Origin of the sequence: Roseomonas mucosa ATCC BAA-692 (assembly GCF_000622225.1) — a bacterium.
GTDB lineage: Bacteria > Pseudomonadota > Alphaproteobacteria > Acetobacterales > Acetobacteraceae > Roseomonas > Roseomonas mucosa.
This window is the reverse complement of the sequence record NZ_JHWD01000004.1, coordinates 59,120-83,462: the sequence shown is the minus strand read 5'-3', so window position 1 is coordinate 83,462 and position 24,343 is coordinate 59,120. Positions and strand designations below refer to the sequence as shown.

Here is a 24,343-nt window from a genome sequence, read left to right as displayed (position 1 = left end):
TCTTCCCATGAGCGCCATTCCGCTCAATCGCGCCAACCTGGCGAAGCTGCGCCCGCCCATCCAGGTCCCCGCCTACGATCCCGCGACGGTCGCGCCGGGCATCGTGCATCTCGGCCTGGGTGGCTTCCATCGCGCGCATATGGCCCGCTACACGCACGAACTGATGGGGCGCGACCCGGCCGCGCGGGAATGGGGCATCGCCGGGGCCGGTATCCAGCCCGCCGACAAGCGGATGCGCGAGAGCCTGGGGCCGCAGGACTGGCTCTATACGCTGGTGGAGCGCGAGGGGGATGAGGAGAAGGTCGCGGTCATCGGCGCGCTGACCGAGATGATCTATGCCGGCGAGGATTCCTCGGAGGTCCTGGCCCGCATCGCCGAGCCGCGCATCCGCATCGTCAGCCTGACGGTGACGGAGAACGGTTACTGCCTCAACCGCGCCACCAAGCGGCTGGACAAGGAGCACCGGCTGATCCGGCAGGACCTCGCCACGCCGGAACGGCCTGCCAGCGCCATCGGCATCATCGTGGAGGGTTTCCGCCGCCGGAAGGAGGCCGGGCTGCCCGCCTTCACCGCGCTGAGCTGCGACAACATCCAGCACAATGGCGAGGTGCTGCGCGACGCGGTGCTGACCCTGGCGGGGCTGCGCGACAAGGCGCTGGCAGCCTGGATCGAGGCCGAGGCGAGCTTCCCCAGCACCATGGTGGACCGCATCACCCCCGTGACCACCGAGGCGCAGGTGCGGGAGCTGGCGGAGAAGCATGGCCTCGCCGACAACTGGCCGGTCTTCGCCGAGCCCTTCTCGCAATGGGTGATCGAGGACCGCTTCCCGCTCGGCCGCCCGGCCTGGGAGGCGGTGGGCGCGCAGTTCGTGGGCGACGTCGCGCCCTATGAATTCATGAAGCTGCGGCTGCTGAACGCCAGCCATCTCGCCATGTCGGGGCCGGGGCGGCTCGCCGGCTATACCTATATCGACGAGACCATGGCGAACCCGCTCTTCCGCCGCTACATGGCCGCGCTGATGGACCGGGAAACGGAGCCCACCCTGGCGCCCGTGCCAGGGATCGACCTCGCGGATTACAAGGCCACGCTGATCCGCCGCTTCGCCAACACCGCGATCAAGGACACGGTGGAGCGGGTCAACACCGACGCGCCGCTGAACGTGCTGGTCGATCCGATCCGCGACCGGCTGAAGATGGGGGGCGGGGTGGACCTTCTGGCCATCGCGCTCGCCGCCTGGATGCGGCGCGTGCGCGGCGAGGACGAGCAGGGCGGGAAGATCGAGGTGAAGCATCCGCTGGCCGAGCTGCTGCGGGAGAAGGCCACCGAGGGCGGGCCGGACCCGGCGCCGCTGCTCTCGATCGGGCAGCTCTTCGGGGAGCTGGGGCAGGATGAACGCCTCGTCGCGTCGCTGCGGAAATGGCTGGGCTCCTTCTACAAGGTGGGGAGCCTGAAGACGCTGGAGCGGGCAGCGGACGAGCTGGGCTTCTGACCGGAGGGGCCACGGGGGATTCAGGGCGGCGTGTTATCTCCGCCGTCACGCTCTCAGAGGGCAGGGTTTGGTTTTCTCCCTGGCCTCCCTGATCCGCCGGAATCCCGCGCTCTGGACCTGAACAGGCACGCCGCCGGCCCTGCCTCACGGCCCGCCGCTACCAGGGCAGGTCCACCCAGGACAGGTGCCCGCCCTTGCCGGCCCCCGTATCCATGAAGACGGCGGCCCCGCCCTGGGCCCCGATATGGGTCAGCGGCCTTCCGTCCGAGGAGCGGACCTCGTGCCCGCAATAGATGGTGAAGCCCTGCGGGATGCGGTCCACCCAGTCGTGCAGCCGTTCCGGGAAGCCGTCCGGCCGCATGCGGCTGGTCACCTGGCCGAACAGGGCGCGCGGCACCAGCCCCTCGGGCCGGCTCGCCCCGGCTTCCGGCGGCGGCGGCAGGTGCAGCATGCGCGGGTGGAAGCCGCCATGCACGAAGACCCGCTGATCGATCCTCAGCCAGGCCGGGGCGCGCGCCACCTCCGCCATGACGCGCTGGCGCAGCGCCTCGCGGTCCGGCGCCTGCTCGATCTGCTGCAGCGTGTTGCCGAGCCCGTTGGCATCGATATGCAGCCGCGCTCCGCTGAGCGCCCGGCGCAGCTTGTGGTCGTGGTTGCCCAGCAGGAAGAGCCCCGCCCGCGCATCCAGCAGGGCGAAGGTGCGCCGAAGCACCTCGGGGGAATCCGATCCGCCATCGGTCAGGTCGCCCAGCTGGATGATGAAGAGCCGTTCCGCCCGGGCGCCCTCCACAGCCGCCGCATAGGCATCGGCGTCGCCATGCACGTCGCCGATCACGCGCAGCCCCTCGAATTGCGACCGGATATCCGTCATGCCGCCGGCTCCATGCCACGCCGGCCCGCTCCGCCGGTCCGGGCCGCCGCCCGGCATTCCCTTTCCGGGGCCCCCTGTTCCTGGTGCCGCTGGATTCTTCCCCGCGCGGTCCGCGACTTGGGCGGCGCGGGGGATCGAGGGTGGGGCGGGGGTGGCTGGCGCCCCGGCTTCGGCGTTGCTCTCGTCATGGTGCTGATATGAGGCGCTTTTCCGGCGGCGCCACCCGTTCCGCTGCGCCGTGCGGCGTGACCGGCATGCTGAACAGCCGGTCGCGCCCCAGCAGGAAGGCCCGGCCGCCGCGCCGGAACAGCCCGGCCAGGGCCGGGTCGCGCAGGTCCAGCCCCCCGGTATAGGCGCCGAAGGAGGGCAGGATGACGCGGCGCGGATCGGCCACGAAGCAGGGTCGCGTCACGCCGCCCGCCCGGGTGGGCATGGTGGCCTTGGGGTGGAAATGCCCGCTGATCTCCACGGGACCGCTGCGGGGCAGGGCAGGGAGGGCCTGATGGCGGAACAGGAAGGGCCCTTCCGCCCATTCCGCGCAGGCCGTGCCCGGCAGCCCCTCGGGAGGCACCGGATCGTGGTTGCCGAGGACCCAGACCACCTCCAGCCCCTCCAGCGCCCGTCGCAGCACCGCACGCTCCGAGGGCGGCAGGCGGGCCGAGCCTTCCGCATCGTGAAAGGAATCCCCGAGCAGCACGAGGCACCGGGGCGTGTGCCGCCGCAGGGCGGAAAGCAGCCGCATCACCGTCTCGCGCGTGTCGTAGGGCGGCACCAGGCAGCCGCGCCGGGCGAAATGGCTCCCTTTCTCCAGATGCAGGTCGGCCACGGCCAGCAACCGCCGCGCCGGCCAGGCCAGCACGCCCTGAGGGTCCAGCAACAGACGCTCGCCCGCCAGATGCAGCGGCGCCGGGATCACGCGGACACGCCCTGAGGCCGCCCAGGGAGCCCCCCGCATCCCGCCGCATCGCCGCTGTGCCGCCGGAAGGCATGTTCCGCGTCTGTCCCATGAGCCACCGGAGCGCAACGCCGCCGGGCGGCATTCGTCACAGCCCGGCGGGCGCCGCTCCGCACGATCCCGGCTGGCCATGGCGGCGTGGTCACGGCCGGGCCTGTCCAGGCCCGGCGCCCGGCAAATCTCATCCGTTCATCCTGTCGCAACGCGTCCCCGCCATCCCAGCCTGCCAATCCTCATCCGCCATCCCCTCATCCGCCATCCCCTCAGACACTATCCCCTCAGACACTATCCCCTCGGGCGCCTTGCCGCGGGCCGGGCAACCCGCGGCCGCGCCGCTCCCGCCCCTTCCGGTGGCGCGGGCGGTCCACCACCCCGGCGCGGATGCGGACGCCTTCCGTCACCTCGCTCAGCACCTCGGCGAAGTGCTCGGCGCCGTCGGTGGCTTCCTCCACCAGCGCGGCGGCCTCGGCCAGCAGGGCGTCCTCGGCGCCGCCCGGTACCCATTCGCGCCCCTCCTCGATCAGCGCCGGTACGGCGAGGGGTGAGACACGGTCGAGCACCCGCACGCGGATGCGGCCGCGCACCCGCGCCAGCAGGCCGGCGATGCGGCGCACATCGGTCAGGCCATAGGCGGCTTCCTGCCGGGTGGCGCGCAGCAGGATATGATCCGGGTCGTGCTTCCGCAGCACGTCGTAGATGAGGTCGGCGTTCATCGTCATCTGCCGCCCGCTCTTCTCGGCGCCGGGATGGTTCTTCTCCAGCAGCCCGGCGACGGTCGCGATGTTGCGGAAGGTGCGGCGGAGCATGGAGCTCTCGGCGATCCACTCCTCCAGTTCCTCGCCGAGGATGTCCTCCTCGAACAGCCGCTCCGGCTCGGTGGGCTCGAAGGCGCTCCATGTGGCGAGCACGTAGTCCGTGGCAAGGTAGCCCAGCGGGCCGTAGCCCATCCCTTCCATCCGCTTGGTCACCAACATGCCCAGCGTCTGGTGCGCCAGCCGGCCCTCGAAGCAGTAGGCGACCATGAACCAGCGACCGTGATGCGGGAAGCTCTCGATCAGCAGCCCGTCGCGGTCGGGCAGCTCGGATTGCCGCTGCTGCAGCCGCAGCCATTCCCGCACCGGCTCCGGCAGGGCGCCCCAGCGCCGGGGATCGGCCAGGATCGCCCGCACCCGGCGCGAGAGATAGGTGGAAAGCGGCAGGCGCGCCCCGGCATAGGTCGGCACGCGCGGCTCCTCGTCGCCGCCGCGCGAGACGATGACGGAGAGCGCGTCCATCCCCTCGTAGCGCAGGGTCTGCCCGGCGAAGAGGAAGCAGTGCCCCAGCTCCAGCGTGGAGACGAACCATTCCTCGACGTCGCCCAGCACCGGCCCGCCGCGCAGCCGCACCTTCACCATCGGGCTGTCGGTGATGGTGCCGAGATTCATCCGCACCTGCCGCGCCACGCGCTCGTCGCGGATATGGATGAAGTCCACGCTGTCGCGGAACAGCTTGCGGAAGCGCTCATAGGCGTGCAGCGCGTAGCCGCCATCCTCCGCGAAGCGCAGCACGTCGTCGAAGTCGCGCCGCGTCAGCGCGGCATAGGGCGCGGCCTGCGTGACCTCGGCGTAGAGGTCGTCCGCCCGGAAGGGTGCGTGGCAGGCCAGGGCCAGGACATGCTGCGCCAGCACGTCCAGCCCCCCGGCGCGTGGCGCCTCGCCGTCCAGCTCATGCGCCGCCACGGCCTCGATGGCGGCAGTGCACTCGATCACCTCGAAGCGGTTGGCCGGCACCAGCACGGCGCGGGAGGGCTCGTCCATCCGGTGGTTGGCGCGGCCGATGCGCTGCATCAGGCGCGAGACGCCCTTCGGCGCGCCGACCTGGATCACCTGGTCCACCGCGCCCCAGTCGATGCCCATGTCGAGCGAGGCCGTCGCCACCACGGCGCGCAGCCTCCCCGCCGCCATGGCGGCCTCCACCTTGCGCCGCTGCTCGATCTGCAGGGAGCCGTGGTGCAGGGCGATGGGCAGGTTGTCGTCGTTGAGGCGCCACAGCGCCTGGAAGATCAGTTCGGATTGGGCACGGGTGTTGACGAAGACGATGGTGACCCCGGCCCCGCCGATGCGGCGATAGATCTCCGGTGCGCTGGCCAAGCCCATATGCCCGCCCCAGGGCAGGTGCCCCTCGGGCAGCACGATCTCCAGGCTGGGATCTGCGCCGCCCTGCCCGGTGATCAGCGCCGCGCCTTCGGGCCGCGCATCGGGCGCGATCCAGGCGCGCAGCGCCTCCGGCTGCGCCACCGTGGCGGAAAGGCCGATGCGCCGCAGGCCGGGGGAGAGGCGCTGCAGCCGCGACAGGCAGAGGGCGAGCTGGTCGCCGCGCTTGGTGCCGGCCAGCGCATGCACCTCGTCCACCACCACGGCGCGCAGCCTTCCGAAGATCTCCGCCGCATCGGGCAGGGAAAGCAGCAGGACCAGACTTTCCGGCGTGGAAAGCAGGATCTCGGGCGGGTTCTCGCGTTGCCTCTGGCGGCGGTTGGCGGGCGTGTCGCCGGTACGCGTCTCCACCCGGATCGGCAGGCCCATCTCCTCGATCGGGGTGGTCAGGTTGCGCGCGATATCCACCGCCAGCGCCTTGAGCGGGGAGATGTAGAGCGTGTGCAGCCCACGGGTGGCCCCCTGGTCCGGCCGACCCTGCGCGAGATCGGTCAGGCTGGGCAGGAAACCCGCCAGGGTCTTGCCGCCGCCGGTCGGGGCGATCAGCAGGGCGCTCCGCCCGGCCTCGGCGGCCTCCAGCAGCGCCATCTGGTGGGGCCGGGGTGTCCAGCCACGCGCGGCGAACCAGCCCGCGAAGGGTTCCGGCAATGTTCTCATGGGCGGGCGGTATATGGCACCCCTCGGCGCCACCGGCGAGTCGGCATCCCGTCCTTTTCCGCTGCCCTGATCCGGTGAGCTACGGGGTAGGCGGGTACTTCCCGCGAAACCTCCCCAATCATGTTACAAATTGATCAATAAAAAGATGGTTATTGGAATGTTGTCCGGTTCGGGACTATTTGTGAAACGCGGGGTGGGTGGGCCAGGCTGTGGGCTTCGCGGCCGGACAACGCCCCCGCCACCGCCGATGGGGGAAGGACGGGCCGATGAATCAGCGCCTGTACTACATGGATTTCTGCCGGGCCTTCCTGATGCTGCTGGGCATCCCCTACAGGGCGGGACAGGTCTTCGGGCCGGACCCCTGGGTGGTGAACCCGGCCACGACCAGCGTGCTGCTGGGCCATGTGAACGACATCATCCACGCCTTCCGCATGCCCGCCTTCTTCCTGCTGGCCGGGTTCTTCTCGCTGCTGGTGATCCGCAAGTCGGGTCTGGTCGCCTGGCTGAAGGCGCGGCTGGCGCGGCTCGGCCTGCCGCTGCTGGTCTCCATTCTGCTGCTGAACATCCCCGCCATGTACGTGGCCTCGGTGGCGCTGCACCCGGCCGAGGGTGTCGCGCCCTCCTTCCTCGCCCAACTCACCTCGCCGGGCGGGCACTGGCTGGGGCATCTCTGGTTCCTGCTGGACCTGCTGCTGATGTGCGGCCTCCTCGCCGCCCTGCTGCCCCTCCGCCGCCTCGCCCCCGCGCCGCTGGAGCGGATGGCGGGCCGTGTGCTGTCCAGCGACCTGCTGCTGGTCGCCCTCATGGTCGTCTGGCGCCTGGGGCTGAAGACCCTGGACGAGCGGCTGCTGGGCGGTCATCTGGAACAGGCCTTCGGCGGTACCGTGAACCTGCGGGAACTCCTGCTCTACTTCCCCTTCTTCCTGATGGGCACCTGGCTGCTGGCACGGCCCGAGGCCTTTGACCGCTTCACTCATCCAGGCTGGAGCACGCTGCTGCTTTTCGCTGCGGGGCTGGGGCTGCTGCTGCTCCAGCGGCATGTGGAGCAGGGGGTGGTGACGCAGGTTTCCGGCGTGCTGCTCTTCGCCCTGATGGGACTGACGGGCACGCGGCTGCTGCTGGCGGTGGCGCGTCGCCTCGTCCATACGGGCCATCCCGCCGTCAACGAACTGGTGCGGAGCGCCTTCACCATCTACCTCTTCCATTACCTCGTGGTGATGCTGGTGGCCGAGGGCAGCATCCGCCTGGGTCTCGACATGCCGCTGCTGGGCTGGGTGATCGCCGTGGCCGCGGGGCTGGGTGTCAGCTATCTGATCCACCGCTTCGTGATCAGCCGCAGCCGCTGGCTGCTCTGGCTGTTCAACGGCATCCCGCTGTCGCGGACGCGCCCCGGCCTCGCCGGAAAGGTGGCACCCAGGACCGTCCCGCCGGGTTCCGTCCTGTCGCCCTCGCCCCGGATCGGCTGAGGCCGTCCCGATCCCTCCGCCCGGTTGCGGGGGAGGGGATCGCGGCGGCAGTGGCGGGTGCGGTGCCGGGCGCGCAAGGCCGGTCCCATTCTCGGAACATTCGTTTTCTGTCCCGCCATGCCTTGTCGCAGGGGCGCGGGGTGTCGCCTTCGCCTTGCCGGATGCGGTGAGGCGGGCTTCCGGCTGGATCTACAACTCCCGTTTAACCCATATAATGGGATTGCAATTCATATATTGACCGATTGCGCCGCCTGCCTATCCTGGAGCGCGGAGAGATCGCCATGCCGCTGGAGAGCACGCCCGGAACCCAGACGCTGTTTCGCGGCCTTGCCGTGCTGGAGGCGGTGGCCGGCGGTGCGCACGACCTGTCCGCGCTGGGCCGGGTGCTGGGGCTGAGCCGCAGCACCACGCAGCGACTCGCCAGCGCACTGGTGAAGGCGGGCTATCTCCGGGGCGAGGGCGAGGGCTACGCGCTGGGGGCGAAGCTGATCGAGCTGGGCTTCCAGGCGCGGGAGCAGGTGCCGCTGGCGCGCCTCGCCCGGCCGCATCTGGAAGCCCTGGCCCAGCGCACGCAGGACACGGTGCATCTCGGCCTGCCCGAAGGGGTGGAGGTGCTCTATCTCGACAAGATCCCCGGTCAGCGCGGGCTGGAGATGCGTTCGCGCATCGGCCACCGCATGCCCATGGCGCTGACTGGCGTGGGCAAGGCGCTGATGCTCGACCTGCCGGAGGATCGCTGGCGGGCGCTTTACGAGAGCGGCCTTGCCCATCCCGCCAGCCGCGGCTCGCCGCGCCCCTGGGAGGCCTATCGCGACGAGATGCGGCGCTATGCCGCGCAATCCGTGGCGCTGGACTTCGCCGAGAACGAGATCGGCATCCACTGCGTCGCGGCCCCGGTGCGCGACGCCGGGCGCGGCATCGTGGCGGCGGTCAGCCTCGCCTCCGCCGCGCAGCACATGCCGGAGGAACGGATGCTGTCGCTGGTGCCGGAGGTCGCCGCCACGGCGGAGGCCATCTCGCGCAGCCTCGGCTGGCGCGCCACCGCACCGCGTGCGGCGTGAGGCAGGAGAGGAACGCCATGAACAAGGATCGGACGGATCACCGTGCCATGGACGGCGCGGCAACAGCGCGAAGCCCCGCCCTGATCGCGCTGGACTGGGGCACCAGTTCCCTGCGCGCCTATCTGCTGGGGCCGGATGGTGCCGTGCTGGACAGCCGCAGCGCGCCGCAAGGCATCATGCAGGTTCCCGGCGGCGATTTTGCCGCGGTCTTCGAGGCCGTGACCGGCGAATGGCGCCACCGTTGGCCGGAGCTGAAATCCATCGCCGCTGGCATGATCGGCAGCGCCCAGGGCTGGGTGGAGGCGCCCTACCTCCCCTGTCCGGCCGGGCCGGAGGAACTGGCCGGCGGGCTGGTGCCGGTGCCGGGCGGGGCGTTGCTGGTGGTGCCGGGCGTCGCCCAGTACGGCGAGGCTCCGAACGTGATGCGCGGCGAGGAAACGCAGATCGCCGGCGCGCTGGCCCTGAACCCCGCGTTGCGCGAGGGATCGCTGCTGGTCATGCCCGGCACCCACTCGAAATGGGTGAGCATCGAGCAGGGCCGCATCGCGCGCTTCGACACCTACATGACCGGGGAGCTCTTCGCCGTGCTGCGCGGGCATTCCATCCTGGGCCGCTTCGCCCGGGACGTGCCGAAAGCGGCGGAGGATGCCGCTGCGGACGCCGCCTTTCTGCGCGGCGTGCAGGCGGTACGGGAGGGCGGCCAAGTCGCGCCGCTGCTCTTCTCGGCGCGCGCCCTGGTGCTGACGGGCGGGCTGCGCCCCGAACTGAGCCTCGACTACCTCTCCGGCCTGCTGATCGGCGAGGAACTGCTCTGCGGGTTGCGGGGCCGGAGGGAAGGCGTGGTGCTGATCGGCGATCCCGCCCTCTGCCGCCGCTACCGCGAGGCGCTGGCCCTGCTCGGCGTCTCCGAGGTCCGCGAGATCGAGAACGCCGCCACCGCCGGCCTCTGGCGCATCGCCATCCAGGCCGGGCTCGCCGCCGGAATATCCGAGGAAACCGTTTGATGCCGTTCCAGACCTATCTCGACCGCCTGCCGCTCATCGCCATCCTGCGCGGCGTCACGCCGGAGGAGGTGTTGCCCATCGGCGAGGCGCTGGTGGAGGCGGGCTTCGCCATCATCGAGGTGCCGCTGAACTCGCCGCAGCCGGTGGAAAGCATCCGCCGCCTCGCCACCCGCTTCGGCCGGGACGTCCTGGTCGGCGCCGGCACGGTGACGGCCCCGGCGCAGGTCGCCGACGTCGCCATGGCGGGCGGCCGCATCATCGTCATGCCGCATGCCGACGCCACGGTGATCCGCGCCGCCAAGACCACCGGCCTGTTCTGCACGCCGGGCATCGTCACGCCGACCGAGGGCTTCGCCGCGCTGGCCGCCGGGGCGGATGCGCTGAAGCTCTTTCCGGCCGAGCTGCTGACGCCGCCGGTGCTGAAGGCGATGCGCTCCGTCTTCCCGAAGGAGACGCATTTCCTGCCGGTGGGCGGCATCACGCCGCACAACATGGACGGCTTCCGCGCCGCCGGCGCCGCCGGCTTCGGCCTGGGCTCCGCCCTCTACAAGCCGGGCATGGATGCGGCGGAGGTCGGCCGGAACGCCCGGGCCTTCGCCGAGGCCTGGCGGGCCCTGAAAGGCTGAGCCGGAAGGCCTGAACCCGCTTCCCGCACGACGTTCCGAGGACCTGCCGCATGAAGATCACCAAGCTCACCACCTTCATCGTCCCGCCGCGCTGGTGCTTCGTGAAGGTCGAGACGGATGAAGGCATCACCGGCTGGGGCGAGCCGGTGGTGGAGGGGCGGGCACACACCGTCGCCGCCGCCGTGGACGAGCTGGCCGACTACCTGATCGGCAAGGACGCCTCGCTGATCGAGGACCACTGGACGGTCATGTACCGCGCCGGCTTCTACCGCGGCGGCGCGATCCACATGAGCGCCATCGCCGGCATCGACCAGGCACTCTGGGACATCAAGGGCAAGGCGCTGAACAAGCCGGTGCACCAGCTCCTCGGCGGGCAGTTGCGCGACCGTATCCGCGTCTATTCCTGGATCGGCGGCGACCGTCCCGGCGACACGGCGCGCATGGCGCGCGAATGCGCCGATCGCGGCTTCACCGCGGTGAAGATGAACGGCACCGAGGAGCTGCAGTTCATCGACACGCATGACAAGGTCGATGCCGTGCTGGAGCGCGTGCAGGCGATCCGCGACGAGATGGGGCCGAATTTCGGCATCGGCGTGGATTTCCACGGCCGCGTCCACCGGCCCATGGCGAAGGTCCTGGCCAGGGAGCTGGACCCCTTCAAGCTGATGTTCATCGAGGAGCCGGTGCTCTCCGAACATGCCGAGGCGCTGAAGGAGATCGCCAACCACACCGCCACGCCCATCGCGCTCGGCGAGCGGCTCTTCTCCCGCTGGGACTTCAAGAACATCCTGCATGCAGGCTATGTGGACATCATCCAGCCCGACCCCTCCCATGCCGGCGGCATCACCGAGACGCGCAAGATCGCGGCGATGGCCGAGGCCTATGACATCGCGCTGGCGCTGCACTGCCCGCTCGGCCCCATCGCCCTGGCGGCGAACCTGCAGCTCGACGCGGTCTGCTACAACGCCTTCATCCAGGAGCAGTCGCTGGGCATCCACTACAACACCACCAGCGACCTGCTCGACTACCTGAAGGACCCCTCGGTCTTCGAATACAGGGATGGCCACGTCGCCATCCCGCAGGGCCCGGGCCTGGGCATCGAGGTGGACGAGGATTTCGTGCGCAAGGCGGCGGAAACGGGCCATCGCTGGCGGAACCCGGTCTGGCGCCACAAGGACGGCAGCTTCGCCGAGTGGTGAGGCCGGCCGCTCCGAGAGGGCATAACCGCTAACAGGAAGTCCGGAATGAGTGTTTCCCATACGCCCGCGGCCATGGCGGCCGCGGCGAAGCCCACGCGCGTGCGCTTCGGCATCATGGTGCTGCTCTTCATTACCGTGGTGATCAACTATCTCGACCGCAGCAACCTTTCCATCGCCGCCCCGGCCATGGCCGGGGAGCTGGGGATCGATCCGGCGGAGATGGGCCTCGTCCTTTCCGCCTTCGGTTGGACCTATGCGATCTGCCAGATCCCCGGCGGCTGGTTCGTGGACAAGGTCTCGCCCCGCATCCTTTACCCGTCGCTGATCGTCCTCTGGTCCATCGCCACGGTGATGCTGGGCTTCGCCTACAGCGTCCCCGCCCTGATCGCGTTGCGGCTGGCGATCGGCGCCATGGAGGCGCCCTCCTATCCGATCAACAACCGCGTCGTGACGGCCTGGTTCCCGGAGGGCGAACGCGCCACCGCCATCGGCTTCTACACCTCCGGCCAGTTCGTCGGCCTCGCCTTCCTGACCCCGGTGCTGATCTGGATCCAGACGGAGATCGGCTGGCACATGGTCTTCGTCGCCACCGGCGGCGTCGGCATCGCCTGGGGCCTGGCCTGGTACGTCCTCTACCGCGAGCCGCGCGAGCACCGCTCGGCCAATCCGGCGGAGATCGAGCTGATCCGCCAGGGCGGCGGCCTCGTCGATCTCGACCGGAAGACGTCCCGGGCGCCCAGCCGCGTCAGCGGCGCTGATCTCCGCCGCGTGCTTTCTTCGCGCAAGCTCTGGGGTGTCTATCTCGGCCAGTTCTGCCTGACCTCGACACTCTGGTTCTTCCTCACCTGGTTCCCGACCTATCTGGTCCAGGCGCGCGGCATGGACTTCGTGAAGGCGGGCTTCCTCGCCTCGCTCCCCTTCCTGGCCGCCTTCGTCGGCGTGCTGTGCTCGGGCGTGCTCTCGGACGCGCTGGTGCGGCGCGGCGCCTCGCTGGGCTTCGCGCGCAAGGCGCCGATCGTGACCGGCCTGCTGCTCTCGATCGGCATCATCGGCGCCAATTTCGTGGACAGCCCGGCGGCGGTGATCGCCTTCCTGACGCTGGCCTTCTTCGGCAACGGTCTGGCTTCGATCACCTGGTCGCTGGTCTCCGCCATCGCACCGCAGCGCCTGCTGGGCCTGACCGGCGGCGTGTTCAACTTCGTCGGCAACCTGTCCGGCATCACCGTGCCGATCGTGGTGGGCTATCTTGCCCGCGACTACGGCTTCTCCGCCGGCCTCACCTATGTCGCGGCACTCGCCCTGATCGGCGCGCTCTCCTACATCTTCGTGGTCGGCAAGGTGGAACGCCTGCCGGACACCGAGAGCACGGCAAGCTGATACGGACAGCGGCTTTCCGGGACCGCGCGGCGCCTCTCCTCCAGGGCGGGCGGCCACGAGGCGCGGCGCCGGCCGGTCAGGCGCGGCCGGTGGATCGTCCGCCGAGATTCATCCAGACCGCGACAAGGCAGGCGACGAAGGCCATCGCCGCCCCCGCCGCCGCGATACCCTGGATGCCCAACGCCGTGATGGCGATGCCGGCGAGCAGGGCGCCCGTGGCCTGGCCCAGGAACATCGCCGAGGAATTTGCCGCCAGAACGACGTTGCGCGCCTCCGGCACCAGCGCCACCAGCCGCGCCTGAAGGAGGGGGGAGAGCGCGAAGGCGCAGGCCCCCGCCACCAGGATCACCGCGCCCTGGAACAGGATCGCGCTGGCCATGCCATCCGCCGCGCCGGAGAGCAGGGCGTAATGTGCGACTGCCGCCAGCACCATCACCGCCGGCAGCAGCCAGAGCTTCCGCACCGCCCCGTGGTCCGCCATCCAGGCCCCCAGAGGGATGCCGGCGAAGGAGGCGGCGCCGATCAGCGCCTGCATCAGCCCGACCTGCCCGCCGGTCAGCCCGCTGACCCGGTTCACCGCCGGGCCGATGAAGGCGCTGGTGCAGAAGCTGGCGCCGAAGGCCAGGAAGGTGATCGCCAGGGTCTTGCGCACGCCGGTCCGCATCAGGTTGCCGAGGCCGCGCAGCCCGCTGTGTTCGCCCGCCACTTCCGGCAGCAGCAGCCGGATCGCCAGTGCCGCGCCGAGCGCCAGCAGGGCGGCGAGGCCGAAGGCGCCGCGCCAGCCGAAGACCTCGCCCGCCAGGGAGCCGAGCGGCACGCCGAAGAGGAAGGCGCAGGTGGAGCCCGCCACCACCGTCGCCAGGGCGCGGCCGCGATGTTCCGGCGTGCTCAGGCCCGCCGCCGTGGCCGCCGCCGCCGGCACCACCATCCCGGCCGCCATGCCGCAGAGCAGGCGCAGCCCCATCAGCGCGGCGAAGGAATGGGTGATCGCGATCAGCCCGTTCAGCAGAGCAAGCAGGCACAGCATCCCCACCAGCAGCCGGCGCCGTGGCCAGCGGGCGGTGAGCGCCGCCAGGAAGGGGGCGGAAAGGCCGAAGGCCATGGCGAAGACCGTGGTCACCTGGCCGGCCTGCGCGACGGAGATGGAAAGATCCGAGGCCATCTCGTTCAGCAGGCCGGACACCACGAAGGTCTGGGTCGAGGTGGCGAAGGAGGCGGCGGCAAGGACGGGCACGCGGCTGGATCGTCCCGCCAGGGCCTTGGCGGGAGGGGGGGAGGCGGACATGCGCGGAAAGAGATCCCTGGCCTGTATGGACGCGGCGCCCGCATCAAACCAGATTGCATCCAACAGATCGAGGATGCCCTGGAATGACGATCGAGGATGTGCCGTCCGGCCTAGTCTGGGACAGGCTGCGCGACGATCCGGACGCGATGCTGGTGGATGTCCGGACCGACGCGGAGTGGAACTTCGTGGGCCTGCCGGATCTTTCGGAACTGGGGCGCCAGCCGGTGCTGATCCCTTGGCAGCTCTATCCATCCATGCAGGTCAATGGCGGCTTTGCCGACATGCTGCGGCGGGCCGGGGCGAAGCCGGAAACGGCGCTCTACTTCATCTGCCGCTCCGGCGCGCGTTCGCTTGCCGCGGCGCAGACGGCGCAGGCCGCTGGCTACAGGAAGTCCTTCAACGTCGCGGACGGGTTCGAGGGGCCGCCCGATGCCTCCGGCCACCGCGGCACGGTGGCGGGGTGGAAGGCCGAGGGGATGCCCTGGCGGCAGCGCTGAAGACGGAAAGTCCCGGAAACGGAGACGCCCGGATGCCGGGCGCCTCCGGGGGAGAAGGCGGCGGGCCCTACTCCACCTTCACGTTCGCGGCCCGGGCGACATCGCCCCAGCGCTTGGTCTCGGCGGCCACGAAATCCTTGAACTCGGCCGGGGTGAAGCTGCTGGACGAGATCCCGAGCTCCTCGTAGCGCGCCATCACCTCTGGCGACCGGACCGAGGCCAGGGCCTCCCTGTTCAGCTTCTCCACGATGGCGGGCGGCGTACCCGCCGGAGCGAAGAGCCCGTGCCAGGACAGGGATTCGAAGCCCGGCAGCGTTTCCGCCACCGCGGGCACGTCCGGCGCCACCTTCATGCGCTCCCTGGAGCCGACGCCGATCGCCTTCAGCCGCCCGTCGCGCACATGCGGCCAGGCGGAGGAGAAGTTGTCGAAGCTCATCGGCAGCGAGCCGCCCAGCATCTCGGTCATGATCTGGCCGCTGCTGCGATAAGGCACGTGTACCGCATCCGTGCCGGTCATCTGCAGGAACAGCACGCCCGCCAGGTGGATCGAGGTTCCGACGCCGGAGGAGCCGTAGTCGAAGGAGCCGGGCTTCGCCTTCATCAGCGCCACCAGCTCCGTCACGTTGGAGGCGGGCACGTTGTTGGCCACGACGAGGATGTTCGGCTGCGTCGCCAGCAGCGCCACCGGCGCGAAGTCCTTCTGGCTGTCGAACGGCATCTTCGGATAGATGCTGGCATTGATCGCATGGCTGCTGATCGTGCCGACGCAGAGCGTATAGCCATCCGGCGTGGACTTGGCGCAGACATCGCTGCCGATATTGCCGCCGGCCCCGGCGCGGTTCTCCACCACCACCGGCTGGCCCAGCCGCTTGCTCATGGTCTGCCCGACCAGCCGCGCCACGAGGTCGGTGGTGCCGCCGGCCCCGAAGGGCACGATCACGCGGATCGGGCGGTCGGGATAGTTCGCCGCGGCCTTGTCCTGGGCCTGGACCGGCTGGGCACCGGCCCAGGCGAGGCCCAGCAGGGTTCCGCAGGCGGCCAGCAGCGTGGCCCTTCGGGTGCGGCGGGCGGTCATGAAGGCATTCCTCCGGAAGAACGATCCTTTGAAAGGTCGTTCATCATTCATATGGATTAACTTTTGGAAAATATCACGCCATCCGGAGGCTGTCACGCTACCGAACCGGCCGGACGCGGGCGCGTTCTCCTGCTTCCCGGAGAACGACGCACCATGGGCCAGATGCCGCAGGACCGCAGGACTTCCACCGATGACCCGCGCGCCTTGCTGCGGCAGGTCCATGCCCGCCTCTGCGAGGCCTATCACTGTCCCATCGCCTATTTTCACGCGTTGGACCCGCTGGACGAACTCGTTTCCTCACTGCTTTCGCACCGTACGAAGAATGCCGACAGCGCCCGGGCCTTCCGCCAGTTGCGGGAGCGCTTCCCTGACTGGGAAAGCGTGCGGGACGCGCCGGTGGCCGAGGTCGAGGCAGCCATTGCCCCCTGCACATGGCCGGAGGCGAAGGCGCCGGCCCTGCAGCGCACGCTGCGCGCCCTGACCGAGCGGCGGGGAGGGCTGGAACTGGGCCATCTCGCCGATATGGAAGTGGCGGAGGCGCGTGACTGGCTCGAATCCCTGCCCGGCATCGGGCCGAAGACCAGCGCGGCCGTCCTGTCCTTCTCCTCGCTGCGCCGCCGTGCCCTGCCGGTGGACAGCCACCACCACCGCGTCGCCATCCGGTTGGGGCTGATCCCGCCGAAGCTGGCCGTCGGCCCGGCGCACCGCGTGCTGGAGGCCATGCTGCCGCCCGAATGGGACGCGCAGCAGGTCTATGACGACCACGAGGTGCTGATGCTGCATGGCCAGCGGTGCTGCTTCTTCCGCCAGCCGGCCTGTCATCGCTGCGTGCTGCTCGATCTCTGTCCGACCGGACAGGAACGGCGTGGCAAGGTGGGCGAGGCGGTGGGTGGAAGGGAGGGCTTCCAGGGCCTTCCGGGATAGGAACGAATCGGTTGTCACACGTTCAGGCTTATTGTTCCTTGCTGGAAACAACCTGGACGAGAGCTTCTGTATGCCATCCATTCTGGCAATCCTGGCCGCTTGCCTGACCCTGTCGCTTCCCGCCGCCGCGGCCACGCTGCGCCTCGAAAGCGGCGTGGAGAGCCTGAGCTTCGACAGCAGCGAACTCCTGCAACATCCCGAAGCGGCGGAGATCGAGATCGCGGCGGACCCCGCCTATCGTCAGCCTCGGCGCTACAGGGCGGTGCCGCTCGCCTCCCTCCTGTCTCGCCTGGCGCCGCCCGAGGACAGCGCGCTGGAAACCGTCGCCCTGGATGGCTATGCGGCGCAGATCCCGCTGCGTGCCGTTCTCGGCACCGGAGGCAAGGAGGGCAGCCGGGCCTGGATCGCCGTCGAGCCGGCCGATGCCCCGTGGCCCGCCATGCCCGGCAAACCCGCGGGGACGGGGCCCTTCTACATCGTGTGGGAAAGGCCGGAGGCTGGCGGCATCCCGACCAAGTACTGGACCTACCGTCTTTCCACCCTGCGCTATGTCGCCTCGCCGACGGCCCGCTGGCCGATGATGGAGCCGGACCCGGCCCTGCCCGGCAGCCACCCGGCCCGGCGTGGCCTCACGGTCTTCGTCACCCAGTGCCTGCCCTGCCACCGGATCAACGGCGGTGGCACGGCCATGCTGGGGCCGGACCTCAACCACCCGATGAACCCGGTGGAGTATTTCCAGCCCGCCTCCCTGCGCCGCTACCTGCGCGACCCGGCCAGCCTGCGCCACTGGCCGGACCAGAAGATGCCGGGCTTCACCGAGGAACAGCTTCCCGAGCGGGACATGGAAAGCCTCATCGCCTATCTGGCGCAGATGGCGGCGCAGCGTCCCTGACGGGGCCGCCGCTCGCCCCTCACCGTCCGCCGGCCACGGCACGGTTCTCCAGCCGCGACAGCAGCCGCACCACGGGCCAGAGCAGCAGGAAATAGGCGAGGGCCGCCGCCACGATGGGTGAGGCGTTGTAGGTCACGCTCTGCGCCTGCCGCGCCTGGAAGAGCAGTTCCGGCAGCGCCACCACCGAGGCAAGGGAGGTGAGCTTCACCACCTCCAGCGTGTTGCTCACCAGGTCCGGCAGCACGTTGCGCAGGGCCTGCGGCAGGATCACCAGCAGCATGGCCTGCCAGGAGCGCAGCCCCAGCGCCCGCGCCGCCTCCGTCTGGCCGCGCGGCACGCTGTCCAGCCCGGCGCGCAGGATCTCCCCGTAATAGGCACCGGTGTTCAGGAAGAAGCCCACGGCCACCGCGCCCCAGGCGCCGATGTCCAGCCCGAGGAAGGGCAGGCCCGCATAGAGGAAGACCAGCAGCACCAGCGGCGGCACGGCGCGGAAGAGATCCGTGAGCGCCACGGCGGGCCAGGCGATCCAGCGCGTGCCGGCGCGCGAGGCGAAGGCCAGGATCAGCCCGCCCAGCATGCCGAGCGGCACCGTCATCAGCGAAAGCAGCAGCGTCTGCTTCAGCCCGGACCAGAGGATCGGCAGCGCCTGCCCGATGATCTCGGTGTTCAGGAAGGCGGCGGTGAATTCCTCCATCTCAGGAGTTCCTCATCTCAGGCGCCCCGCGCCCGGCCGAGCGTGAAGCGCCGCTCGATCCAGCGCCCCAGCCCGACCACCGGCAGGAACAGGATCGCATAGGCGAGCGCGCCCAGGGTCAGCGGCGTCGGGTTGGCCGAGAAGGCCATCGAGGACTGCGCCGCGCCGAGGATCTCCGACACCCCCACCACCGAGGCCAGCGCCGTGCCCTTGGTGATGGCGATGGTGCGGTTGGTCAGCGGCGGGATCACCATCCGCACCGCCTGCGGCAGCACCACCAGGAACAGCACGGGCAGGAAGCGGAAGCCCAGCGCCCGCGCCGCATCCCATTGCCCGCGCGGCACGGCGGTGATGCCAGCCCAGTAGATCTCCTCGGCGAAGGCGGCGAGCACCAGCGTCAGCGCCAGCCAGGTGGCCCAGAAGCCGGAGAGCGACATTCCCGCCGAGGGCAGGCCGAAATACAGCAGCACGAGGATCACCAGCGGCGGCAGGGCACGGAACAGGTCCACGAGGAAGACGATCAGCCAGTTCAGCGGCCGGATGCCCAGCGCCCGGACCGCCGCCAGCACGAGCCCCGCCAGGAGCCCCGCGACGACGATCAGCGCGGCGAGCGCGAGGGTCAGCGCGAAGCCCTCGGCGATGCGGGGCCAGTACTCGGCGGCGACGCGGGCGTTGAGGAAGGAGAAGACGAAGCCCGAGTCCACGGGGAAGGGACCTGTCTTCAGCCGCAGCGCGGCTCATGCGGTGCCGGGTCGTAGCCGGGCAGGCCGGGCACGCCATAGCCGGGGAAGGGGGTGTTCTCCGCATCGTCGGCGGCCGGCCTCGCCCCGAACCACTTCTCGCTGAGCTTCGCTAGGCTGCCGTCGCGCTTCATGCATTCCAGCACGTCCTCGACCTGGTTGCGCAGCGCCACCTCGTCCTTGCGGAAGGGCGCGGCCCAGTGGGCGCGGGTCTCCTTGATGACGAAGTCCGGCACGAGCTGCGGCTGCCGGGATGCCGCGTACTTCACCACCGTATTGCCCGCGAGAACGGCATAGGCACGTCCGGCCACCACCGCCTGCACGGCATCCGGGTTGGTGTCATAGGTCTGGTAGGTGAAGCCCAGCTTCGGCGCGTTCGCCTGCGCCCAGGCGTCATAGGCGCTGCCCTTGTTCACCGCGATCGCCTTGCCCTTCAGGTCGTCGAGCGAAGTGATCGGGGCATTGCCCTTGCGGATACCGAACTGGAACTCGGTGTAGAGATAGCCCTCGGTGAAGAGCAGGTTCTCCGCCCGCTCCTTTGTCACGGTCACCGGCGCGGCGAGGAAGTCGTAGCGCCCGGCGTTCAGCGCCGGCACCAGACCGGAGAAGGAGGCGCTGTCGATGGTGATCGGCCGGCCCAGCCGTTTCGCGACTTCGGTGAAGAGATCGACGTTGAAGCCCTGCACGCCGCCATCCAGCTTCGGGAAGGCATGGGGGGCGAAGGTGCCGTCCACGGCGCTGCGCAGCAGGGCGGGACCGGACTGCGCCCGGGCAGCGGCGGAAAGGTTGACGGAGGCCGGGGCGAGAAGGGCGGCGAGCAGAAGCAGGCGGCGCATGGCGGGATGGAATCTCGTGACGGTCATGGTCGCCAGCCGACAGCAAGAAACATGCAAGCCGGGCCCTGCGGCCATCGAGGGGCAGCCATGAACCGGCCGGTCCATTTGCCCGATTCATGCCACAAAAGGGTCCTCACCGTGCCGCGAGCGGCTCCCAGATTCCGCCTCAGAGGCCGGAAACGGCCGGATCACTCAGGCCTGGGAGGCCCCAGCATCATGAAGTCCTTCGCCATCTCCCTCGTCTTCCTCGGCATCGCCACCATCCTGGCCGTGGTCGGCACGCTGCTCGGCAGCGCCGGCGCCAGCCAGCTCCTGGCCCTCCCGGTCGCGCTGGCCGCCATGACCGCCTGTCTGATGCTGGTGGGCGGGCTGCTGATCCTGGAATTCCGCCGCCCGAACGCGCCCCTGGCGCTGGCGGCCTGAACCGGACCGCTGCTGCCAGCCTGCCCGCGGGCGGGGCCGGAGCGGAAACGGACTGGAACGACAAGAAGGGCGCCCCGTCCAGGGCGCCCTTTTTTCATGCCCGGCACGACCCGGACCGTGGAAACGGCGGGCCTCCGCCACCCCCGGAACAGCGAACCGCCGGTTCCCAGCGAGGGAACCGGCGGTTCTGCGAAGACACGGAAGACCTTGTCCGGGCCGGAGGTCTCAGTCCGCCGCCATGGACATGCGGGCACGGTTCAGCACCGACATCACATGGTCCTCGGTGGCGTCGCAGACCTTCTCCGTCTGGTCGGGCGTGAAGACATGGCCCGCGCCTTCCATGACGCGATAGTCGATCTTCACGCCCTTCTGCGTGTTCAGCTTGTCCACCAGCTTCCGCACGCTGCTTTCCGGCACCAGCTCGTCCTGCGCGCCGTGCAGGATCAGGCCCGAGCAGGGGCAGGGGGCCAGGAAGCCGAAATCATAGTGGCTGGCCGGGGCGGAGATGGAGACGAAGCCGCCCATCTCGGGCCGCCGCATCAGCAGCTGCATGCCGACATAGGCACCAAAGGAGTACCCGGCCACCCAGAGCATGGGCGCAGAGGGATTCACCGCCTGCAGGAAGTCGAGCGCCGCCGCCGCGTCCGAGATCTCCCCGATGCCGCCGTCATAGCGGCCCTGGCTCTTCCCCACGCCCCGGAAGTTGAAGCGGAGGGTCGAGAAGCCCATCGCCTGGAAACGGCCATAAAGCCCGTGCACGACACGGTTGTTCATGGTCCCGCCATGCAGCGGATGGGGATGGAGGATCAGGGCAACGGGGGAATTCGGGCGCTTGGAATGGTGGTAGCGACCCTCCAGCCGGCCATCGGGGCCGGCGAACATCACTTCAGGCATTGTCCCCTGGTGTCCACTTCCTTTGGGAATGCGCAGTCACGCATTCCGAGCCAACAGCCCTGAAAGGGGAACGGAGGAAACGACGCACTGGCCACTCCATTCTCCCTGGTTTCATGGAGCGATGCCGACAGGGGCGTGCCGCGGACGCAGGTGGCATACCGCGAGACACCTTCCTTACCGGCAGGGTTCCGATCATCTGATGTCTGCCGGGGCGGGCTTACGATCCCCGGTGCGAGGCCAATATAGGGAGCGGTTCCTCTAAACCCTAACGAAATCATGGCATGGGGCCCATGTCTCAGGCTCCAACCGGGAATTTTCCCTTTTTGTTTCCGGCCTTGCGGAAACACCGACGGCATCGCGGAGGTGACCGAACGACATGCGCCTGTCGACGCGCGGCCGCTATGCGGTGATGGCGATGGTGGAGATGGCGGACCGCGCGCGCGGTGCGAGCTGCAGTCCGGAGCCTCCGGTCAGCCTGGGCGAGATCGCCGCGGCGCAGAATCTGTCGCTCGCCTATCTGGAGCAGTTGTTCGGGCGGCTGCGGCGCGCGGGGCTGGTGGAATCGGCACGCGGGCCGGGCGGCGGCTACCGGCTGGCCCGCCCGGATGGGGCCATTTCCGTGGCCGAGATCATCGAGGCGGTGGACGAGCCGCTCAGCGCCACCCGTTGCACGGGGGAGGATTCCGGCTGCCTTGCCGGCCGCAAATGCGCGACTCACGACCTCTGGGACGAGTTGGGCGAGCAGATCCGGCTCTTCCTGCTGGGCGTGTCGCTGGCGGATGTGGTCCGGGGCCAGGTGCGCGGGCGCGCCCTGCCGCCGCTCCTGCCCGGCATGGTCCCGGGGATCGCTCGTGGCCAGGGACCGGGTCGCGGGGAGGCGGAGGCATGACCCCGCCCGCCCTCTACCTTGACGCCAATGCCACCGAGCCGCTGCGCCCCGAGGCCCGGCTTGCGGTGCTGGAGGCGCTGGACCTGACCGGCAATCCTTCCTCCGTCCATGCCGAGGGCCGGGCCGCCCGGCGCCTGCTGGAAAAGGCGCGCACCCAGGTGGCGGCCCGCTTCGGCGCCAGGGCGCGGGACGTGGTCTTCACCTCCGGCGGGACCGAGGCGGACGTCCTGGCGATTCGCGGCCTGGGCCGGGGCCGCCGCCTCCTGGCCGGCGCCACCGAGCACCCGGCGGTACTGACCGCCGCGCCGGAGGCGGAACGGCTGCCGGTGGACGGGGAGGGGGTGCTGGACCTCGCGGCGCTGGAGCGCAGCCTGTCTTCCGGCCCCCCGGCCCTGGTCTGCCTGATGCTGGCCAACAACGAGACCGGCGTGATCCACCCCGTCGCCGAGGCGCTGGCCCTCTGCCGGCGCCACGACGCGCTGCTGCACGTTGACGCAGTGCAGGCGGCGGGGCGGATGCCGGTCTCGCTGGAAGGGCTGGGCGCCGACAGCCTCGCCCTCTCCGGCCACAAGCTCGGCGGGCCGAAGGGGGCGGGGGCGCTGCTGCTGCGCCCGGGCCTCGACCTGCCGGCGCATCTGCCGGGCGGCGGGCAGGAGCGGGGGCGCCGGGGCGGCACCGAGCCCCTGCCGGCCATTGCCGGCCTGGGCGCGGTCGCGGAGGCCGCCGATCCCCACGCGGCAGAGCGCCTCCTGCCGGTCCGCCAGGCCATCGAGGCGGGCAGCGGCGCCCGCATTCCCGGCGCCGGGGCGCCGCGCCTGCCCAACACGGCGAGCCTGCTGCTGCCCGGCCTGCCGGCGGAGACCCAGGTCATCGCGCTGGACCTGGCCGGGGTCCGGGTCTCGGCGGGCTCGGCCTGCTCCTCCGGCAAGGTGGCGCGCAGCCATGTGCTGGAGGCGATGGGGCTGGGCGAGGCGGCAGGCTGCGCCATCCGCGTCTCCCTGCCCTGGAACGCGCCGGAGGATGCGGCGGAGCGTTTTCTCGCCGCCTATGCTGCCATGCGGGATCGCCTCTCGCAGCACGCCGCGGAGCGCCCCATCTTCGCGGCATGATTGCTCCGGCCGCGAACCGCCCGATCTATCTCGACAACCACGCCACCACCCCGGTCGATCCGCGGGTGCTGGCGGCCATGCGCCCCTGGTGGGAGGAAAACTTCGCCAACCCCGCCAGCGTGGAACACGCCATGGGCCGGGCCGCCGAGGCGGCGGTGGAGCAGGCGCGGGCGGAGGTCGGGGCACTGGTCGGCGCCGAGGCGCGGGAAATCGTGCTGACCTCCGGCGCCACGGAGAGCAACAACCTCGCCATCAAGGGCGCGGCGCGCTTCGCCGCCTCCCAGGGCAGCGGGCGGCGGCGCATCGTCACCACGGCCATCGAGCACAAATGCGTCCTGGAGAGCGTGCGCGACCTCGCGGCGGAGGGTTTCGAGCCGGTGGTCCTGCCGGTCGGGCCGGACGGACTGCTGGAGCCGGAGGTGCTGCGCGCGGCGGTGGACGAAGGCACCCTGCTGGTCAGCGTCATGGCGGTGAACAACGAGATCGGCGTGGTGCAGGACCTGCCCGCGCTGGTCGCCATCACCAAGGGGGCGGGCGCGCTGTTCCACACCGACGCGGCCCAGGCTGCCGGGCGCGTCCCGCTGGACGTGGACGCGATCGGGGCCGACCTGCTCTCGCTTTCCGGCCACAAGATCTACGGCCCCAAGGGGATCGGCGCGCTCTATGTTCGCCGCCGTCCCCGCGTTCGGCTGACGCCACTCCTGTCCGGCGGCGGGCAGGAGCGCGGCTTCCGCTCCGGCACCCTGGCCGCGCCGCTGGTGGTCGGGCTGGGCGAGGCGGCGCGCCTGGCGCGGCTGGAGGGCGCGGAGGATGCGGCGCGGGCGGCCGGGTTGCGCGACCGTTTCCTGGCGGTGCTGAACGCGCGCGTGCCAGGGGTGGTGGTGAACGGCAGCCGCGGCCACCGGGTGGCCGGCAACCTGAACCTCACCTTTCCCGGTGGCGTGGACGCGCAGCGGCTGATGGCGGCGATGCCGGAGGTCTGCGTCTCCACCGGCTCGGCCTGTTCCTCGGCCTCGGTGGAGCCATCCTACGTGCTGCGGGCCATCGGGCTGGACGAGGGATCCGCAAGAGCGAGCTTGCGCGTGGGGATCGGGCGCTTTACCTCGCCCGCCGAGGTGGACCTGGCGGCCGCGGCCCTCGCGCGCGCCTGGACATCCGTCATGTCCCCCGAGACGGTGGAGTAGGAGC

The 24,343-nt window shown here is 70.5% G+C and carries 23 protein-coding genes; 14 read left to right on the top strand and 9 right to left on the bottom strand.

What is annotated here, in order from left to right:
- Window positions 1–7: 7 nt before the first annotated feature.
- Window positions 8–1,489, top strand: coding sequence for a mannitol dehydrogenase family protein (locus tag BT98_RS0107215; protein WP_019459769.1), 1,482 nt, complete (start codon window positions 8–10; stop codon window positions 1,487–1,489).
- A 157-nt stretch (window positions 1,490–1,646) separates the two neighbouring features.
- Here the strand turns inward: BT98_RS0107215 and BT98_RS0107210 are convergent, their stop codons facing one another.
- From BT98_RS0107210 to BT98_RS23525, 3 genes are all read right to left on the bottom strand, one after another.
- Window positions 1,647–2,360, bottom strand: a complete 714-nt coding sequence (locus tag BT98_RS0107210) for a metallophosphoesterase (protein ID WP_026032969.1) — start codon at window positions 2,358–2,360, stop codon at window positions 1,647–1,649.
- Between the two features lie 184 nt (window positions 2,361–2,544).
- A complete protein-coding gene (pdeM, locus tag BT98_RS23530) occupies window positions 2,545–3,276 on the bottom strand; it encodes a ligase-associated DNA damage response endonuclease PdeM (RefSeq protein ID WP_019459767.1) in 732 nt (243 codons plus the stop codon).
- Window positions 3,277–3,593: 317 nt separating this feature from the next.
- Complete coding sequence (locus tag BT98_RS23525; RefSeq protein ID WP_081798543.1) at window positions 3,594–6,164, bottom strand: ligase-associated DNA damage response DEXH box helicase; 2,571 nt, start codon at window positions 6,162–6,164, stop codon at window positions 3,594–3,596.
- 266 nt (window positions 6,165–6,430) lie between these two features.
- Here BT98_RS23525 and BT98_RS0107195 point away from each other — a divergent pair, with 266 nt between their 5' ends.
- From BT98_RS0107195 to BT98_RS0107170, 6 genes are all read left to right on the top strand, one after another.
- Window positions 6,431–7,630: an acyltransferase family protein gene (locus tag BT98_RS0107195; protein WP_019459765.1), complete on the top strand. Its 1,200-nt coding sequence runs from the start codon at window positions 6,431–6,433 to the stop codon at window positions 7,628–7,630.
- 281 nt (window positions 7,631–7,911) lie between these two features.
- Entirely contained in the window at window positions 7,912–8,691 is a 780-nt protein-coding gene (locus BT98_RS0107190; protein WP_026032968.1) for an IclR family transcriptional regulator, read from the top strand.
- Window positions 8,692–8,708: 17 nt separating this feature from the next.
- On the top strand, window positions 8,709–9,695 hold the full coding sequence (locus BT98_RS0107185) for a 2-dehydro-3-deoxygalactonokinase (protein ID WP_019459763.1): 987 nt from the start codon (window positions 8,709–8,711) through the stop codon (window positions 9,693–9,695).
- Window positions 9,695–10,321 (top strand): 2-dehydro-3-deoxy-6-phosphogalactonate aldolase, encoded by a 627-nt coding sequence (locus BT98_RS0107180; RefSeq protein ID WP_019459762.1) that lies wholly within the window; start codon window positions 9,695–9,697, stop codon window positions 10,319–10,321. The genes BT98_RS0107185 and BT98_RS0107180 overlap by 1 nt, the downstream gene beginning before the upstream one ends.
- Before the next feature lie 50 nt (window positions 10,322–10,371).
- On the top strand, window positions 10,372–11,520 hold the full coding sequence (dgoD, locus tag BT98_RS0107175) for a galactonate dehydratase (RefSeq protein ID WP_019459761.1): 1,149 nt from the start codon (window positions 10,372–10,374) through the stop codon (window positions 11,518–11,520).
- 45 nt (window positions 11,521–11,565) lie between these two features.
- Window positions 11,566–12,897 carry an MFS transporter gene (locus BT98_RS0107170; protein ID WP_019459760.1) on the top strand — a complete coding sequence of 444 codons (1,332 nt, stop codon included), beginning with the start codon at window positions 11,566–11,568 and terminating at the stop codon, window positions 12,895–12,897.
- A 76-nt stretch (window positions 12,898–12,973) separates the two neighbouring features.
- Here BT98_RS0107170 and BT98_RS0107165 read toward each other — a convergent pair whose 3' ends face one another.
- Window positions 12,974–14,182, bottom strand: coding sequence for an MFS transporter (locus BT98_RS0107165; protein ID WP_019459759.1), 1,209 nt, complete (start codon window positions 14,180–14,182; stop codon window positions 12,974–12,976).
- Window positions 14,183–14,265: 83 nt separating this feature from the next.
- Here BT98_RS0107165 and BT98_RS0107160 point away from each other — a divergent pair, with 83 nt between their 5' ends.
- Window positions 14,266–14,679, top strand: a complete 414-nt coding sequence (locus BT98_RS0107160) for a rhodanese-like domain-containing protein (protein ID WP_019459758.1) — start codon at window positions 14,266–14,268, stop codon at window positions 14,677–14,679.
- A 67-nt stretch (window positions 14,680–14,746) separates the two neighbouring features.
- Here the strand turns inward: BT98_RS0107160 and BT98_RS0107155 are convergent, their stop codons facing one another.
- Window positions 14,747–15,754 (bottom strand): Bug family tripartite tricarboxylate transporter substrate binding protein, encoded by a 1,008-nt coding sequence (locus tag BT98_RS0107155; RefSeq protein WP_019459757.1) that lies wholly within the window; start codon window positions 15,752–15,754, stop codon window positions 14,747–14,749.
- Between the two features lie 153 nt (window positions 15,755–15,907).
- Here BT98_RS0107155 and BT98_RS0107150 point away from each other — a divergent pair, with 153 nt between their 5' ends.
- Both BT98_RS0107150 and BT98_RS0107145 read left to right on the top strand, forming a co-directional pair.
- Window positions 15,908–16,678, top strand: a complete 771-nt coding sequence (locus BT98_RS0107150) for an endonuclease III domain-containing protein (RefSeq protein ID WP_019459756.1) — start codon at window positions 15,908–15,910, stop codon at window positions 16,676–16,678.
- 70 nt (window positions 16,679–16,748) lie between these two features.
- Window positions 16,749–17,570, top strand: a complete 822-nt coding sequence (locus tag BT98_RS0107145; protein ID WP_019459755.1) for a c-type cytochrome — start codon at window positions 16,749–16,751, stop codon at window positions 17,568–17,570.
- Window positions 17,571–17,589: 19 nt separating this feature from the next.
- Here BT98_RS0107145 and BT98_RS0107140 read toward each other — a convergent pair whose 3' ends face one another.
- Genes BT98_RS0107140 through BT98_RS0107130 form a run of 3 tightly spaced genes read right to left on the bottom strand, consistent with a single transcriptional unit; the run spans window position 17,590 to window position 19,867 of the window.
- Complete coding sequence (locus BT98_RS0107140; RefSeq protein ID WP_019459754.1) at window positions 17,590–18,264, bottom strand: amino acid ABC transporter permease; 675 nt, start codon at window positions 18,262–18,264, stop codon at window positions 17,590–17,592.
- A 17-nt stretch (window positions 18,265–18,281) separates the two neighbouring features.
- Window positions 18,282–18,968 carry an amino acid ABC transporter permease gene (locus BT98_RS0107135; protein ID WP_019459753.1) on the bottom strand — a complete coding sequence of 229 codons (687 nt, stop codon included), beginning with the start codon at window positions 18,966–18,968 and terminating at the stop codon, window positions 18,282–18,284.
- Between the two features lie 17 nt (window positions 18,969–18,985).
- The gene (locus BT98_RS0107130; RefSeq protein WP_237719321.1) at window positions 18,986–19,867 is read right to left on the bottom strand and encodes a transporter substrate-binding domain-containing protein; all 882 of its coding nucleotides are present in this window, start codon (window positions 19,865–19,867) and stop codon (window positions 18,986–18,988) included.
- Window positions 19,868–20,056: 189 nt separating this feature from the next.
- Between BT98_RS0107130 and BT98_RS0107125 the strand changes: the two genes are divergently transcribed.
- Window positions 20,057–20,263, top strand: coding sequence for a hypothetical protein (locus tag BT98_RS0107125; protein WP_019459751.1), 207 nt, complete (start codon window positions 20,057–20,059; stop codon window positions 20,261–20,263).
- A 225-nt stretch (window positions 20,264–20,488) separates the two neighbouring features.
- On the opposite strand, the gene BT98_RS0107120 is transcribed toward BT98_RS0107125, so the two are convergent.
- On the bottom strand, window positions 20,489–21,157 hold the full coding sequence (locus BT98_RS0107120; RefSeq protein WP_026032966.1) for an alpha/beta hydrolase: 669 nt from the start codon (window positions 21,155–21,157) through the stop codon (window positions 20,489–20,491).
- Window positions 21,158–21,533: 376 nt separating this feature from the next.
- Here BT98_RS0107120 and BT98_RS0107115 point away from each other — a divergent pair, with 376 nt between their 5' ends.
- Genes BT98_RS0107115 through BT98_RS0107105 form a run of 3 tightly spaced genes read left to right on the top strand, consistent with a single transcriptional unit; the run spans window position 21,534 to window position 24,339 of the window.
- Complete coding sequence (locus tag BT98_RS0107115; RefSeq protein WP_019459749.1) at window positions 21,534–22,046, top strand: Rrf2 family transcriptional regulator; 513 nt, start codon at window positions 21,534–21,536, stop codon at window positions 22,044–22,046.
- A complete protein-coding gene (locus tag BT98_RS0107110) occupies window positions 22,043–23,155 on the top strand; it encodes a cysteine desulfurase family protein (protein WP_019459748.1) in 1,113 nt (370 codons plus the stop codon). The genes BT98_RS0107115 and BT98_RS0107110 overlap by 4 nt, the downstream gene beginning before the upstream one ends.
- Complete coding sequence (locus tag BT98_RS0107105) at window positions 23,152–24,339, top strand: cysteine desulfurase family protein (RefSeq protein WP_019459747.1); 1,188 nt, start codon at window positions 23,152–23,154, stop codon at window positions 24,337–24,339. The genes BT98_RS0107110 and BT98_RS0107105 overlap by 4 nt, the downstream gene beginning before the upstream one ends.
- The last annotated feature ends 4 nt before the right edge of the window (window positions 24,340–24,343 follow it).

Coding starts and splice junctions, on each gene's coding strand:
- BT98_RS0107215 (WP_019459769.1), top strand. CDS start 8: ATGAGCGCCATTCCGCTCAATCGCGCCAACCTGGCGAAGCTGCGCCCG.
- BT98_RS0107210 (WP_026032969.1), bottom strand. CDS start 2,360: ATGACGGATATCCGGTCGCAATTCGAGGGGCTGCGCGTGATCGGCGAC.
- BT98_RS23525 (WP_081798543.1), bottom strand. CDS start 6,164: ATGAGAACATTGCCGGAACCCTTCGCGGGCTGGTTCGCCGCGCGTGGC.
- BT98_RS0107195 (WP_019459765.1), top strand. CDS start 6,431: ATGAATCAGCGCCTGTACTACATGGATTTCTGCCGGGCCTTCCTGATG.
- BT98_RS0107190 (WP_026032968.1), top strand. CDS start 7,912: ATGCCGCTGGAGAGCACGCCCGGAACCCAGACGCTGTTTCGCGGCCTT.
- BT98_RS0107185 (WP_019459763.1), top strand. CDS start 8,709: ATGAACAAGGATCGGACGGATCACCGTGCCATGGACGGCGCGGCAACA.
- BT98_RS0107180 (WP_019459762.1), top strand. CDS start 9,695: ATGCCGTTCCAGACCTATCTCGACCGCCTGCCGCTCATCGCCATCCTG.
- dgoD (WP_019459761.1), top strand. CDS start 10,372: ATGAAGATCACCAAGCTCACCACCTTCATCGTCCCGCCGCGCTGGTGC.
- BT98_RS0107170 (WP_019459760.1), top strand. CDS start 11,566: ATGAGTGTTTCCCATACGCCCGCGGCCATGGCGGCCGCGGCGAAGCCC.
- BT98_RS0107165 (WP_019459759.1), bottom strand. CDS start 14,182: ATGTCCGCCTCCCCCCCTCCCGCCAAGGCCCTGGCGGGACGATCCAGC.
- BT98_RS0107160 (WP_019459758.1), top strand. CDS start 14,266: ATGACGATCGAGGATGTGCCGTCCGGCCTAGTCTGGGACAGGCTGCGC.
- BT98_RS0107155 (WP_019459757.1), bottom strand. CDS start 15,754: ATGACCGCCCGCCGCACCCGAAGGGCCACGCTGCTGGCCGCCTGCGGA.
- BT98_RS0107150 (WP_019459756.1), top strand. CDS start 15,908: ATGGGCCAGATGCCGCAGGACCGCAGGACTTCCACCGATGACCCGCGC.
- BT98_RS0107145 (WP_019459755.1), top strand. CDS start 16,749: ATGCCATCCATTCTGGCAATCCTGGCCGCTTGCCTGACCCTGTCGCTT.
- BT98_RS0107140 (WP_019459754.1), bottom strand. CDS start 18,264: ATGGAGGAATTCACCGCCGCCTTCCTGAACACCGAGATCATCGGGCAG.
- BT98_RS0107130 (WP_237719321.1), bottom strand. CDS start 19,867: ATGACCGTCACGAGATTCCATCCCGCCATGCGCCGCCTGCTTCTGCTC.
- BT98_RS0107125 (WP_019459751.1), top strand. CDS start 20,057: ATGAAGTCCTTCGCCATCTCCCTCGTCTTCCTCGGCATCGCCACCATC.
- BT98_RS0107120 (WP_026032966.1), bottom strand. CDS start 21,157: ATGCCTGAAGTGATGTTCGCCGGCCCCGATGGCCGGCTGGAGGGTCGC.
- BT98_RS0107115 (WP_019459749.1), top strand. CDS start 21,534: ATGCGCCTGTCGACGCGCGGCCGCTATGCGGTGATGGCGATGGTGGAG.
- BT98_RS0107110 (WP_019459748.1), top strand. CDS start 22,043: ATGACCCCGCCCGCCCTCTACCTTGACGCCAATGCCACCGAGCCGCTG.
- BT98_RS0107105 (WP_019459747.1), top strand. CDS start 23,152: ATGATTGCTCCGGCCGCGAACCGCCCGATCTATCTCGACAACCACGCC.